Below are 13,439 nucleotides of genomic sequence, written 5' to 3' on the forward strand. Positions count from 1 at the left end.
GGCAACAAAAAAGGACCCGCGAGGGTCCTTTTTTTCTTGAGCGGGCCGGATCAGCGACCGGTCATGTTCTCCGGCACCACCCACTGGTCGAACTGCTCGGCCGTCAGGTGGCCCGAAGCGATCGCCGCCTCGCGCAGGCTGGAGCCTTCCTTGTGCGCCTTCTTGGCGATGAAGGCGGCCTTGTCGTAGCCGATGTGGGTGTTGAGCGCCGTCACCAGCATCAGCGAACGCTGCACCAGCTCGGTGATGCGCTCGCGGTTGGGCTCGATGCCCACTGCGCAGTGGTCGTTGAAGCTCACCATGCCATCGGCCAGCAGGCGCACGCTCTGCAGGAAGTTGTGCGCCACCATCGGGCGGAACACGTTCAGCTCGAAGTTGCCCGAAGCGCCGCCGATGTTGATGGCGACGTCGTTGCCGAACACCTGCGCGGCCAGCATCGTCACGGCTTCGCTCTGCGTCGGGTTGACCTTGCCCGGCATGATCGACGAGCCCGGTTCGTTCTCGGGAATGCTCAGTTCGCCGATGCCGCTGCGCGGGCCGCTGGCGAGCCAGCGCACGTCGTTGGCGATCTTGTTCATGCTGGCGGCGAGCGTCTTCAGCGCGCCGTGCGCATGCACCAGCGCATCGACGCTGGCCATGGCCTCGAACTTGTTCGGCGCGGTCACGAAGGGCAGGCCCGTGAGCTTCGCCAACTCGGCCGCCACCTGTTCCGCATAGCCCTTGGGCGCATTGAGGCCGGTGCCGACGGCGGTGCCGCCCAGCGCCAGTTCGCACAGGTGCGGCAGCGCGGCGCGCACGTGCGCTTCGCCGTGCGCCAGTTGCGCAACGTAGCCCGAGAACTCCTGGCCCAGCGTGAGGGGCGTGGCATCCTGCAGGTGGGTGCGGCCGATCTTCACGATGTCGGCGAAGTCCTTGGACTTCTGCTCCAGCGTGGCGCGCAGCTTGCCGATGGCCGGCAGCAGCTTGTGCGTGATGGCCTCGACGGCGGCCACGTGCATGGCGGTCGGGAACACGTCGTTGCTCGACTGGCTGCGGTTCACGTCGTCGTTGGGGTGAACCAGGCGGCCTTCGCCGCGCTCGCCGCCAAGGATCTCGCTGGCGCGGTTGGCCAGCACCTCGTTGACGTTCATGTTGCTCTGCGTGCCCGAGCCGGTCTGCCAGACCACCAGCGGGAACTCGCCCGGATGCTTGCCGGCGATGACTTCGTCGGCCGCGGCCACGATGGCGCCGGTCTTCTTCTCGTCCTGCAGGCCCAGCGCGTTGTTGACCACCGCGGAAGCGCGCTTGACCTGGGCCAGCGCCTTGATGATCTCGCGCGGCTGCTGCTCGCCCGAGATGTCGAAGTTCTGCAGCGAGCGCTGCGTCTGCGCGCCCCACAGCTTGTCGGCCGGCACGTCGATCGGTCCGAAGGTATCGCGCTCGGCACGGGTCTTGGGGGAAGTCGTCATGAGAAAAAGCTCCGCAGGATCATGAAAGGTCGCGCCGCTTTCCGGCGCGCCCGAGAGTATCGCCCCAATGAGAGTAGCTCTCATCTGACGAGGGCATTGCGCCACCGCCGACAGAGGCGGCGCCTGCCCTGCCTTGACCTCATCATGTCAAAAAGTTATAATCGATAGCTTCTGACGACCAACAAGTCATGATGATGACGCTGTTGGTCAAGCCTTCACTACTCGCGGATCTCCGAATCCCGTCGCGGTGCAAGGTGCTCCCGCCGGGCACTGCCCGGCAAACCGGCCGGATCTTTCCAGCCCCATTGCCACGTCACGCTCATCCAGTCGGCGCCCCTCGACCAGGCCCGTCGTTCTGCGAATGAAGCATCCGGCGGGCACTGGCTTCGTCGCCCTGTCGTCTTCAGTGCCTGTCGGCAGCCCCTCCATCTGACGGGCTGGGACGTGGTCGCGTCGCCCTTCCGGAGCTTTCGGAGGGTGGCGATCTGTCAACCCTTCACCCAAGGAGCCCCGACGTATGGCCAAAGGAATTCTCATCGACCATGTCTTCAAGGTGTTCGGCGACGAGCCCGAGCAAGCCTTGGAGCTGGTCCGGCAAGGACTTTCCAAGAAGGAGATCCTGGCGCGCACCGGCCAGTCGATCGGCGTGTTCGACGCCACCTTCGAAATCCAGGCCGGAGAAATCTTCGTCATCATGGGTCTCTCGGGCTCGGGCAAGTCGACGCTGGTGCGGCTGCTGAACCGCCTCATCGAGCCGACCGCGGGCCGCATCGTGATCGACGGCGCGGACATCAACGAGCACTCCGACATCAAGCTGCGCGCGCTGCGCCGCAAAGACATCAGCATGGTGTTCCAGTCGTTCGCGCTGATGCCGCACATGACGGTGCGCGAGAACACCGCCTTCGGCCTCGAACTCTCGGGCACCGGCAAGAAGGAACGCCTGGCGCAGGCCGACAAGGCGCTCGCCCAGGTGGGCCTGGCCGGCTGGGGCGACAGCTACCCCGACGAACTCTCCGGCGGCATGCAGCAGCGCGTGGGCCTGGCGCGCGCGCTGGCCTCCGACCCGTCGATCCTGCTGATGGACGAGGCCTTCTCGGCGCTCGACCCGATCATCCGCACCGAGATGCAGTCGGAGCTCCTGCGCCTGCAGCAGGAGCAGCGCCGCACCATCGTCTTCATCTCGCACGACCTCGACGAGGCCATGCGCATCGGCGACCGCATCGCGATCATGAAGGACGGCCAGGTGATCCAGGTCGGCACGCCCGACGAGATCCTGCGCAGCCCCGCCAACGACTACGTGCGCAGCTTCGTGCGCGGCGTGGATGCGGCGGCCGTGTTCAAGGCCGGCGACATCGCGCGCAAGCAGCTCACCGTGGTCTGCGAGCACCCCGAGCGCGGTGCGCGCGCGGCGCTCAAGCAACTGGAAGACCAGGACCGCGACTTCGCCTACGTGACCAGCCCCAACAGGCGCTACCTGGGCACCGTGTCGGCCGACACGCTGCGCGCCGCGCTCGACGGCCATTTCGGCCCGCTGGGCCTGCGCCACGCCTTCCTGAACGACCTCGGCACCATCGACGCCGATGCCCCTGTGGCCGGACTCTTCGGCCAGGTGGCCCAAGCGCCGTGCGCGATGCCGGTGGTGGCGGCCGACGGCCGCTTCTGCGGCGCGATCAGCAAGACGACGCTGCTGAAGTTCCTCGACCGCGACACGCCGCCGATCGACCCGGCGCACCAGCCCCAGCAACCTGCTGCCGCTGCCGCCACGGCCGCCATCTGAACGAACTCGAAGGACACAACCGATGAACGACACCGCACTGCCCTCCGAACTCGCCCCGCTGAGCGACGCCGCGACGACGCTGGCGACGCCCGCCCCTGCCCCCACTCCGGTCGACCCGTGGGAAGCCCTGTCGGCCGCCCCCGACGCCTCGGCGACGAGCGCATGGCTCGACGCTCCTGCGCAGCTCGACACGGCCCATCAACTTGCCGGCCAAGCCGACGCCGCGACCAACGGCTTCCAGCTGCACCGCCTCTGGGACGGCTCGCTTCCGATCGAATCCTGGATCAACAGCGGCCTGGGCTGGGTGGTCGAGCACTTCCGCCCCTTCTTCCAGACCGTGCGCCTGCCCATCGACAGCACGCTCAACTGGGTGCAGGCCATGCTCACCGGCCTGCCCACGCTCGCGATGATCGCGCTCATCGGCCTGCTGGCCTGGCAGTTCGCCGGCCGCGCGCTGGCCGTCGGCACCACGGTGGCGCTGCTGCTGGTGGCCATGCTCGGCATCTGGCCCGAGGCGATGGTGACGCTGTCGCTGGTGCTGACCTCGCTGGTCTTCTGCATGGTCATCGGCCTGCCCCTGGGCGTGCTGCTGGCCAGCAGCGACCGGGCGCAGCGGGTCATGCGCCCGGTGCTCGACGCGATGCAGACCACGCCGGCCTTCGTTTACCTGGTGCCGGTGGTGATGCTTTTCGGCATCGGCAACGTGCCGGGCGTGATCGTGACGATCGTCTTCGCGCTGGCCCCGCTGGTACGCCTGACCAACCTCGGCCTGCGCCAGGTGCGCCCCGACCTGATCGAGGCCGCGCGCGCCTACGGCGCCTCGCCGTGGCAGATGCTGGTGAAGGTGCAGCTGCCGCTGGCCATGCCGTCGATCATGGCGGGCATCAACCAGGCGCTGATGCTGTCGCTGTCGATGGTCGTCATCGCCTCGATGATCGCCGTGGGCGGCCTTGGCCAGATGGTGCTGCGCGGCATCGGCCGGCTCGACATGGGCCTGGCGACCGTGGGCGGCCTGGGCATCGTGCTGCTGGCGATCTCGCTGGACCGCCTGACGCAGGCCATGGGCAAGTCGCGCCGCAGCGCCGGCCGCCGCTGGTGGCACACGGGGCCGGTGGGCCTTGCACTGCGGATGCTGCAGCGCGCCGTGGCACCGGGCCGAGCGGATGCCGAACCGGCACCCGCCCTGTCGACGCAAGCCCAGTGACAGGAGGCCCCGCACACATGATCAAGAAGACCAGACTCATCGCACGCGGCCTGCTGGCCCTCGCCTTCGTGGCCTCGGGCGCGGCCGCCCAGGCCGCCAACGACCTGCCCGGCAAGGGCATCACGGTGCAGCCGCTGAAGAGCTCGCTCGCCGAGGAAGCCTTCCAGACGCTGCTGGTGATGCGCGGCCTCGAGAAGCTCGGCTACAAGGTCGAGCCCATGAAGGACCTGGAGCCCGCCACCGAGCACCTGGCCATCGCCAACGGCGACGCCACCTTCATGGCCAACCACTGGAGCCTGCTGCACGCCGACTTCTACAAGAACAGCGGCGGCGACGCCAAGCTGTGGCGCAAGGGCGTGTACTCCGACGGCGCGGTGCAGGGCTACCTGATCGACCGCAAGACGGCCGAGCAGTACGGCATCACCAACATCGCGCAGCTGAAGGACCCGGCCATCGCGAAGCTGTTCGACACGGACGGCGACGGCAAGGCCGACCTCACGGGCTGCAACCCCGGCTGGGGCTGCGAACTGGCCATCGAGAGCCACCTGACGGCCTACCAGCTGCGCGACACCGTCACCCACAGGCAGGGCAGCTACGCCGCGCTGATGGCCGACACCATCGCCCGCTTCAGGCAGGACAAGCCGGTGCTCTACTACACGTGGACGCCTTACTGGGTGAGCGCCGTGCTGCGCCCCGGCGCCGACGTGGTGTGGCTGCAGGTGCCCTTCTCGTCCTCTCAGGGCGGCAGCGCCGTCGATACGCAGCTGCCCAACGGCAGGAACTACGGCTTCCAGGCCAACCAGGAGCAGATCGTGGCCAACCGGGCCTTCATCGAGAAGAACCCGGCTGCGGCGAAGCTCTTCGAGGTGATGAAGCTGCCGATCGGCGACATCAACGCCCAGAACCTGCGCATGAGCCAGGGCGCGAACACGCAGCAGGACGTGGAGCGCCACACGGACGGCTGGATAAGGGTGCACCGGCAACTCTTCGACGGCTGGGTGGAGCAAGCCCGGGCCGCCGCAAGGTAAGCGGGGTAGGCGGGGTAGGCGCGGCGGCTGAGATAATCGGGGGGCGTTTCCACACTCCTATAAAGCCCCCCACCATGACGACCACGATCCAGCAGGCCGACCTGATCGAATCGATCAGCGCCGCGCTGCAGTACATCAGCTACTACCACCCCGCCGACTACATCTCCCACCTGGCCCGTGCCTACGAGCGCGAGCAGAGCCCCGCGGCCAAGGACGCCATTGCGCAGATCCTGACCAACAGCAAGATGAGCGCCACGGGCCAGCGCCCGATCTGCCAGGACACCGGCATCGTCAACGTGTTTCTCAAGGTGGGCATGGACGTGCGCTGGGGCGGCTTCACCGGCAGCCTGGACGACGCCATCAACGAAGGCGTGCGCCGCGGCTACAACCACCCCGACAACACGTTGCGCGCCTCGGTCGTGGCCGACCCGCAGTTCGACCGCAAGAACACCAAGGACAACACGCCCGCGGTGATCTTCACGGAGATCGTTCCGGGCGACAAGCTCGAGGTCACCGTGGCCGCCAAGGGCGGCGGCAGCGAGAACAAGAGCAAGCTGGTCATGCTCAACCCCGGCGACAGCGTGGTCGACTGGGTGCTCAAGACCGTGCCGACCATGGGCGCCGGCTGGTGCCCGCCGGGCATGCTGGGCATCGGCATCGGCGGCACGGCGGAAAAGGCAGCGCTGATGGCCAAGGAAAGCCTGATGGACGACCTCGACATGCACGAACTGCTGGCCAAGAAGAACTCGGGCGCAGAGCTGAGCAAGGTCGAGGCGCTGCGCGTCGAGCTGTACGAGAAGGTCAATGCGCTGGGCATCGGCGCCCAGGGCCTGGGTGGCCTGGCCACCGTGCTCGACGTCAAGATCCAGATGTACCCCACGCACGCGGCGAGCAAGCCCGTGGCGATGATCCCCAACTGCGCGGCCACGCGCCACGCGCACTTCACGATGGACGGCAGCGGCCCCGTGTACCTCGAGGCGCCCTCGCTCGACCTGTGGCCCGACGTGAACTGGGCTCCCGACGAGAAGAAGAGCAAGCGCGTCGACCTCGACAAGCTCACGCCCGCCGAAGTGGCGAGCTGGAAGCCGGGCGACACCCTGCTGCTCAACGGCAAGATGCTCACCGGCCGCGACGCCGCGCACAAGCGCATCCAGGGCATGCTGGCCAAGGGCGAGAAGCTGCCGGTCGATTTCACCAACCGCGTCATCTACTACGTCGGCCCGGTCGACCCGGTGAAGGACGAGGCCGTGGGCCCCGCCGGCCCCACCACCGCCACGCGCATGGACGGCTTCACCGAGATGATGCTGGCGCAGACCGGCCTGATCGCCATGATCGGCAAGGCCGAGCGCGGCCCGGTCGCCATCGAGGCCATCAAGAAGCACAAGAGCGCCTACCTCATGGCCGTGGGCGGCGCCGCCTACCTGGTCAGCAAGGCCATCAAGACCGCCAAGGTGGTGGGCTTCGAGGACCTGGGCATGGAAGCCATCTACGAATTCGACGTGGTCGACATGCCCGTGACGGTGGCGGTCGACGCCGGCGGCACCAGCGCACACATCACCGGCCCGGCCGAGTGGCAGAAGCGCATCGCCACGGGCGAGTTCAAGACCATCATGATGGAAGAAGCCTGAGTTGAGCCCGATAGGCGTCTTCGACAGCGGTGTCGGCGGCCTCAGCGTGCTGGCCGCGCTGAGGGCCGAGCTCCCGCAGGAGAACTTCGTCTATTTCGCCGACACGGCCTACGCGCCCTACGGCGAACGCGGCGACGCCTACGTGATCGAGCAGTCGCGCAGGGTGATCGGGCACCTGCGGCGCGAACACGGCATCAAAGCGCTCGTCATCGCGTGCAACACCGCCACGACCGCTGCCGTCCACCTGATGCGCGCCGAGAACCCCGACCTGCCGATCGTCGGGCTGGAGCCCGCCCTCAAGCCCGCGGTGGCGGCAAGCCGCACGGGGCACATCTCGGTGCTGGCCACGCGCGGCACGCTGGCCAGCGCCAAGTACGCCACGCTGCGCGCCTCGTTCGGGGGCGGCGCCGACGTGCGGCCGGTGCCCTGCGACGGGCTGGTGAAGGCCATCGAAGGCTTCGACTCGGCGGGCATCGCGGCACTGAGCGAACGCTACATGGCCGAGGCCGGCCCCTTCGGCGACGGGCCCGGCGAGGTCGACACGGTGGTGCTCGGCTGCACCCACTATCCGCTGGTGAAGGACGAGCTGGGCAAGCATGCGCCGGCCACGCTGCGCTTCATCGACACGGGCGTGCCGGTCGCGCAGCAGACGAGGCGCCTTCTCGCGTCCGCGGGCCGGCTTGCCGCGAGCGGCAGCGGCGGTCTCCTGCTGCAGAGCAGCGGCGACGTCGCCGTGCTCGAGGCTGCGGCCGCGAAATGGCTCGGGCTTCCCGCCGCGGCCACGGCCTGAGCCGGACCTGAGCCGGACGACGACCGAACCATGCGCCTGCCGCGCCGCATCGCCTTCTGCGCCCTCTTCTTCCTGGGCCTTTCGAGGGCCGGCCTGAGCCATGCGGCCTGCGAGAGCGGCCTTGCCGAGCGCATGCACGCCAAGCTGCATCCCAACCGCCAACTCGACGAGCGGCTCGCGGCCTGCAAGATCTGGCCGGCCTTTCCGGGCCGCAGCATCGTCGTTCTGCCGATGCCGCGCGAAACCACCGACCGCGGCGCCAAGGTGTTCGACCTCGAGATCCTGCTGATCCAGCGCCCGGACAACGGCAACACCGACCGCGACACCGTGATCGGCCGGCTCATGCAGCCGGAGGCGCTCGACGAGGACGCCACCACCTCGATCCAGGACATCCGCATCGACACCTCGCGCTACGTGCTCTCGCCCGAGGCGCGCGCCTTCGGGCTGCGCGTTCGCTATCGCGGCAGCAACGCGCCGGGCAACCCGCTGGCCAGCGAGACCGTGCGGCTCTACGTGCACCACGGCAAGCAGCTGCGCCAGGTGCTGCAGGAGATCGAACTCGACCACGACCATGGCGGGTGGGATTCCACCTGCACCGGCCACTTCGAGAAGCTGCGCACCATGGTGTCGGTCGGCAAGGGCGGCAGCAACGGCTTTGCCGACCTGCAGCTGTCGCGCACGCTGCTGCAGAGCCGCGCGCAGGAGCAGGAGGACCAGGGCTGCGTGGAGAAGGCGCTGCCTCCGAAATTCAACACAGTCACGCTACGCTACGACGGCGAGCGCTACAAGGTGCCGAGGTCGCTCCAGCAGCAGACACCCTGACGCAGGCCTGACCCCGGGGCCGATTTTTCACGGGGCCGTCACACAAAAGTACCAGCATGCGCGGTTTGTCAAAAAGTATTGCCGCGCACAATGAACTCACTCTCCCAGGCCCACATCCCCTTCAAGCCTCTCCTGCTCGCCGGCGCGCTCGCGCTGATGCTGGCTGCCTGCGGAGGGGGCAGCGGCGGCTCAGGCTTCGGCGGATTCCTGCCGCCCGCCAGCACCAACCCGCCGGCGCCCGCGCAGCCGCCGGCCACGCAACCCCCAGCCGAACCCGACCAGCTCGTATCGAAGGCCCGGTTCACGCCCAATGCGGGCACCACCAAGGGCTCTTCGGACGCATCCACCGCCATCGCCCTGCCCGACAACTTCATGATCGTGGCGGACGACGAGGCCAACGTGCTTCGCATCTACCCGCGCGGCGGCGGCGCGGCGGTGAAGGAATGGAGCTATGAGCTCGAAGGCCCGAAGCTGGCGAAGGAGCTCGATCTGGAGGCCGGCACGCGCATCGGCGACACGCTGTACCTCACCGGCTCCAACAGCAACAAGAAGGACGGCGCCGACGCGGCCGCCGATCGCTCGCATCTCTTCGCCGTCAAGGTCAGCGGCACCGGCGCGGCCACCGCGTTCGACTATGTCGGCAAGTTCTCGCAGCTGGAGGCCCAGCTGATCGCCTGGGACGTCGGCAACGGTCACGGCCTCGGCGCCAACCGCTTCGGCTTCGCGGTGTCGGCCGGGGCCGGCATCGTGCCCGAGCGTGTCGACGGCTTCTCCATCGAAGGCATGACCAGTTCGCCCGGCGACACTGCACTGTGGCTCGGCTTCCGCGCGCCGCAGACCGGCACCCGTGTGCGCGCCAAGGCGCTGATCGTGCCGCTGCAGAACTACGCAGCCCTGATCGCCGGCACCGCCACGCAAGCCACCTTCGGCGCTCCCATCGAGCTCGAACTGGGCGGCCGCGGCATCCGCTCGATCGACAAGGGCACCGACGGCAACTACCTGATCGTTGCCGGCCCCGCGGGCGCTGCGAGCCCGGACGTGGACCGCGACTTCGCGCTGTTCGCGTGGGACGGCAACCCGAACAGCACCCCTGTGGAGCTGTCGAACGACCTCGACGCACTGCGCAAGGAAACGGGCGGCAGCTTCGAATCGACCGTCGAGGTGCCGGGCCCCGTGAAGGCCGGCACGCAGGTCCAGCTGCTGCTGGACAACGGCGACACCAAGTGGGACGGCAAGACCGCGTCCAAGGACCTGCCCGCGGCCGACCAGAAGTTCGACGGCTTCGTCGTGAACCTGGGTAAGCCGTGGGTCGATACCGCCGCCCCGACGCTGAAGAAGTCGATGCCCGCCGCCGGCCGCGTGGGCGTCAACCTCGACACCGCGATCACGCTGTCGTTCAACGAGGCCGTGCGCCTGGGCTCCGGCAGCATCGTGCTGCGCAAGGCCGACGGCAGCGTGGTCGAGACCTTCCACTCCAACAGCCCCGCCGCGCGCCTGCAGGTGGCCTTCAACGTGCTGAAACTGGTGCCGACGGCCCCGCTCGAGCTCAGCACCGGCTACTACGTCACGGTGGATGCGAACGCGATCACAGACGCCACCGGCAACGCCTTCGCCGGCATTTCCGACGCCACCAGGCTGAGCTTCACGACGACTGCCGGCGCCACGCCGCTGGTGGCCGGCGACCTGCTCTTCATGGCCGCCAATGCCGAAGCGCCCGATGCCTATGCCTTCGTGCTGCTGAAGGCAGTGAACGGCGGCACGCAGGTGCTGTTCACCGACCGCGACCGCAAGGCGGGCACGACCGAGTTCGCCGGCATCACCAATGAAACGGCCTTCTTCTGGACCGCCGACCAGAACCTGCCGGCGGGCACCATCGTGACGATCCAGACCGACGTCACGGGCAATCCGATCGCGGACAAGGGCTTCACGCTCGGGTCGCCGGGCGGCATCGGCAAGTCGGAAACCGTCTACGCCATCGCGGGCGGCACCATCGCCGGACTGGGCGACGGCGTGGCCGGACAGATCACCGCCGTCGGCAACCATCTCGCGACCATCACGCTCGGCGGTACCGCAGGCACCATCCCCGACGCCGTCACGACGGCCGGCACGGCGTTCAGCTTCACCGTGACGCCCGCGAACCAGACCAACGCGATCTACACCGGCTCGCTCGACCGCTCCGATCTGGCTGCCTTCGCAGCCCGCGTGAAGAACCCGGCGAACTGGACGGTGCGCTATGCGCCGGAGGTCGGCTGGCCGCTGACCAACGACAGCCTGTTCGGCGACAAGCTGCCCTGATCGCAGCCTGGCTTGGCTAGTTGCGCAGCGCGGCCTGGCGGCCGCGCTGCATGTCGATCGGCAGCAGCAGCACCAGCCCCACCACGAAGAGCACGGCCGTCGAGAGGATCGCGATACGCTGGTTGCCGCCGGTCATCCAGGTGATGGCGCCGAAGCTCAGCGGGCCGACGATGCTCGCCAGCCGCGTCGCGAAGGTCCAGAGGCCGAAGAACTCCGCCAGCTGCAGCGGGGGCGCCAGGTAGCCCGTCATGGCGCGGCCGGCTGACTGGCTCGAACCCATGGCCAACCCCGCGATGGTCGCGGCCCACCAGAAGCCGCCCTTGGTGGTGACCATCGCGGCGATGACGCAGACCGCGATCCACGCGACCAGCGTGCCGGCCAACGAGACCTTGTGGCCGATGCGGTCCTGCACGTAGCCGAAGCCGAAGGCCCCCAGCGATGCCGCGATGTTGAGCACGAAGATCAGCACCATCGTCTCGCTCGCCACGAAGCCGATCACCTGCTCCGCATAGATGGCCGCGAGCGTGATGGCCACCGCTACGCCGCCCTGGTAGCAGACCGTGCATGCCAGCAGCCACATGAAGTCGCGATATGCCCGCGCCTGGCGGTAGGTCGCGCGCAGCTGCTGCCATGCGCCGAGCCCGGTATCGGCGGCCCTGGGCTGCGCACGCTCGGGCAGCAGCGCGAAGGTGGCGCATGCGGCCAGCCCGTAGATGGCGGCCGTGATCAGCATCGTGACCGGAACGAAATGCGCCGCAGGCAGGCCCCTGGATTGAGACCACAGCACGTAGGCCAGGCAGATGCCCAGCGCCAACATGCCGCCGACATAGCCGAAGGCCCAGCCCCACCCGCTCACCTTGCCCATTCCCTCGGCCGTGGCGAGTTCGGGCAGGAAGGCGCCGGTGAGCGACTCGCCGTAGGAGTAAAAGGCGTTGGAGACGACGATCAGCGCCATCGCGAGCGCAACTCCGGCAGCGCCCGAGAAGCTCGGTGTGACGGCCAGCGCCGCCGTCGCGAAGACGCAGCCGATGGTCGCCAGCACGAGCACCCGCTTCTTGGCCGCGCGCAAATCGGCCCATGCGCCGATGGCGGGCATCGTGAGCATCACGATGGCATACGAGGTGCTGAGTGCTGCCGTCCACGCAAAGGCGGCCCATGGAGCGCCCTTGGCGATGCCGCCCACGAAGTAGGCGGCGAACACCGCGGTGATGACGACCGTGGTGTAGCCCGAGTTGGCGAAGTCGTACATCGCCCAGCCGAACACCTCGCGCTTGCGCACGCCCGGTCTCAGCGCCGAGGCGGGGAACAGGGCCATGCGACGGCCTGGCTGGGTCTTGTTGCGGCGTCTTTTCGCGGAGGAGTGCCGCGGAATCAGTGCAGGTGACGCGGACGGCGGCCGCCGCCATGTCCACCGCCGCTGCCCCCACTGCCCGACCCGCCGGTGCCGCGCGGACGCTTGCCGATCTCGAGCGAGTTCACGAGCGCATCGAAACGATCGCTGAAGAGGCGATCGATCTCGGCAACCACGCCGCCCAGCTCGGAGCCGTCGAAGTGACGCTCCATGAGGTTGACGACGTCTTCCACGAGCAGGTCGCGTTGCACCTGCATGATGGCGGCGGGGTTCGGGCCGACGAACAGCATCAGGAAGTCGTCGCGCGATTCTTCCTCGGGGTCGCCCTCTTCCTCGTCGAAGTCGGTGTCGTAGAAGGTGACCTCGATGGCGGCTCCGCGCTCGGAGAGCTCGTTCAGGCCCATGCACATCTCGTCGAGTGCCTGGCGGAAGTCTTCGTCGCCTGCCACGGTCCAGCACATCTGGAGCACGTGGTCCTTCTGCTCGAAACGGATGCCGGGTTCTTCCTCGTAGCTGCTGGTCGCGCCGTCGGCCAGCGACTTGGCGCCGGCGTATTTCCACAGCGGCTTGAGCGCTTCCTGGATCTGCTCGAAGCTCACGTCCGAACGCAGCGGCACATCGCCGTGCACATGAATCTCAAATGGAGCGTTGTAGCGAGGCATCTAATGCTCCCTTGTAAGTGTGGTACCCGGAACGGGGGTCGAACCCGTATGCCCCGATTAAGGAAGCGGCGGATTTTAAGTCCGATGTGTCTACCAATTTCACCATCCGGGCGTCAGGTTGGACATCGACGATAACCCAAACAAAACAAGCCCCGGCAACGTCGGTTGGCGGGGCTTGGCAGTCGGAGTCGAATCTGGTTGAACCGAGAGAGTGGAGGCGCGATCCGGAGTCGAACCGGACTAGACGGATTTGCAATCCGTTGCATAACCGCTTTGCTATCGCGCCACGCAGAAATACGAAATCGAACTAGCGAAAAAAAGGGAAGCTGCTGCTTCCCTTTTTCAAAACTGGAGCGGGAAAAGAGTCTCGAACTCTCGACCTCAACCTTGGCAAGGTTGCGCTCTACCAACTGAGCTATTCCCGCGTTTCGAGC

At 67.8% G+C, this 13,439-nt stretch carries 10 protein-coding genes and 3 tRNA genes; 7 read left to right on the forward strand and 6 right to left on the reverse strand.

All coding sequences use genetic code 11. The features are described 5' to 3' along the window. Positions 1-50: 50 nt before the first annotated feature. The gene (gene fumC / locus BMY35_RS19560) at positions 51-1,448 is read right to left on the reverse strand and encodes a class II fumarate hydratase (protein WP_093202553.1); all 1,398 of its coding nucleotides are present in this window, start codon (positions 1,446-1,448) and stop codon (positions 51-53) included. A 517-nt stretch (positions 1,449-1,965) separates the two neighbouring features. Between fumC and proV the strand changes: the two genes are divergently transcribed. The 7 genes from proV to BMY35_RS19595 all read left to right on the forward strand — a co-directional run bounded on the left by proV (position 1,966) and on the right by BMY35_RS19595 (position 10,992). Next, a complete protein-coding gene (gene proV, locus BMY35_RS19565) occupies positions 1,966-3,225 on the forward strand; it encodes a glycine betaine/L-proline ABC transporter ATP-binding protein ProV (protein ID WP_093202556.1) in 1,260 nt (419 codons plus the stop codon). A 22-nt stretch (positions 3,226-3,247) separates the two neighbouring features. Then, positions 3,248-4,429, forward strand: a complete 1,182-nt coding sequence (gene proW / locus BMY35_RS19570) for a glycine betaine/L-proline ABC transporter permease ProW (RefSeq protein ID WP_093202559.1) — start codon at positions 3,248-3,250, stop codon at positions 4,427-4,429. A gap of 17 nt (positions 4,430-4,446) precedes the next feature. Then, on the forward strand, positions 4,447-5,457 hold the full coding sequence (proX, locus tag BMY35_RS19575) for a glycine betaine/L-proline ABC transporter substrate-binding protein ProX (RefSeq protein ID WP_093202562.1): 1,011 nt from the start codon (positions 4,447-4,449) through the stop codon (positions 5,455-5,457). A 74-nt stretch (positions 5,458-5,531) separates the two neighbouring features. Then, entirely contained in the window at positions 5,532-7,085 is a 1,554-nt protein-coding gene (locus BMY35_RS19580; protein WP_093202564.1) for a fumarate hydratase, read from the forward strand. Between the two features lies 1 nt (position 7,086). Then, positions 7,087-7,875 (forward strand): glutamate racemase, encoded by a 789-nt coding sequence (murI, locus tag BMY35_RS19585; protein WP_093202567.1) that lies wholly within the window; start codon positions 7,087-7,089, stop codon positions 7,873-7,875. Positions 7,876-7,905: 30 nt separating this feature from the next. Then, positions 7,906-8,697, forward strand: coding sequence for a PA3715 family protein (locus tag BMY35_RS19590; RefSeq protein ID WP_093202569.1), 792 nt, complete (start codon positions 7,906-7,908; stop codon positions 8,695-8,697). Positions 8,698-8,787: 90 nt separating this feature from the next. Beyond that, entirely contained in the window at positions 8,788-10,992 is a 2,205-nt protein-coding gene (locus BMY35_RS19595; RefSeq protein WP_093202572.1) for an Ig-like domain-containing domain, read from the forward strand. Between the two features lie 16 nt (positions 10,993-11,008). Here BMY35_RS19595 and BMY35_RS19600 read toward each other — a convergent pair whose 3' ends face one another. The 5 genes from BMY35_RS19600 to BMY35_RS19620 form a co-directional block, all read right to left on the reverse strand. After that, positions 11,009-12,307, reverse strand: coding sequence for an MFS transporter (locus BMY35_RS19600; RefSeq protein WP_093202574.1), 1,299 nt, complete (start codon positions 12,305-12,307; stop codon positions 11,009-11,011). A gap of 56 nt (positions 12,308-12,363) precedes the next feature. Further along, entirely contained in the window at positions 12,364-13,005 is a 642-nt protein-coding gene (locus tag BMY35_RS19605; RefSeq protein WP_093202577.1) for a DUF6806 family protein, read from the reverse strand. A 20-nt stretch (positions 13,006-13,025) separates the two neighbouring features. After that, a tRNA-Leu gene (locus BMY35_RS19610) sits at positions 13,026-13,117 on the reverse strand. A gap of 100 nt (positions 13,118-13,217) precedes the next feature. Further along, positions 13,218-13,291 (reverse strand) — tRNA-Cys (locus tag BMY35_RS19615). A gap of 63 nt (positions 13,292-13,354) precedes the next feature. Next, positions 13,355-13,430 (reverse strand) — tRNA-Gly (locus BMY35_RS19620). Positions 13,431-13,439: the final 9 nt, after the last annotated feature.

This window comes from Variovorax sp. YR750 (genome assembly GCF_900109805.1).
Classification (GTDB): Bacteria; Pseudomonadota; Gammaproteobacteria; order Burkholderiales; family Burkholderiaceae_C; genus Variovorax; species Variovorax gossypii.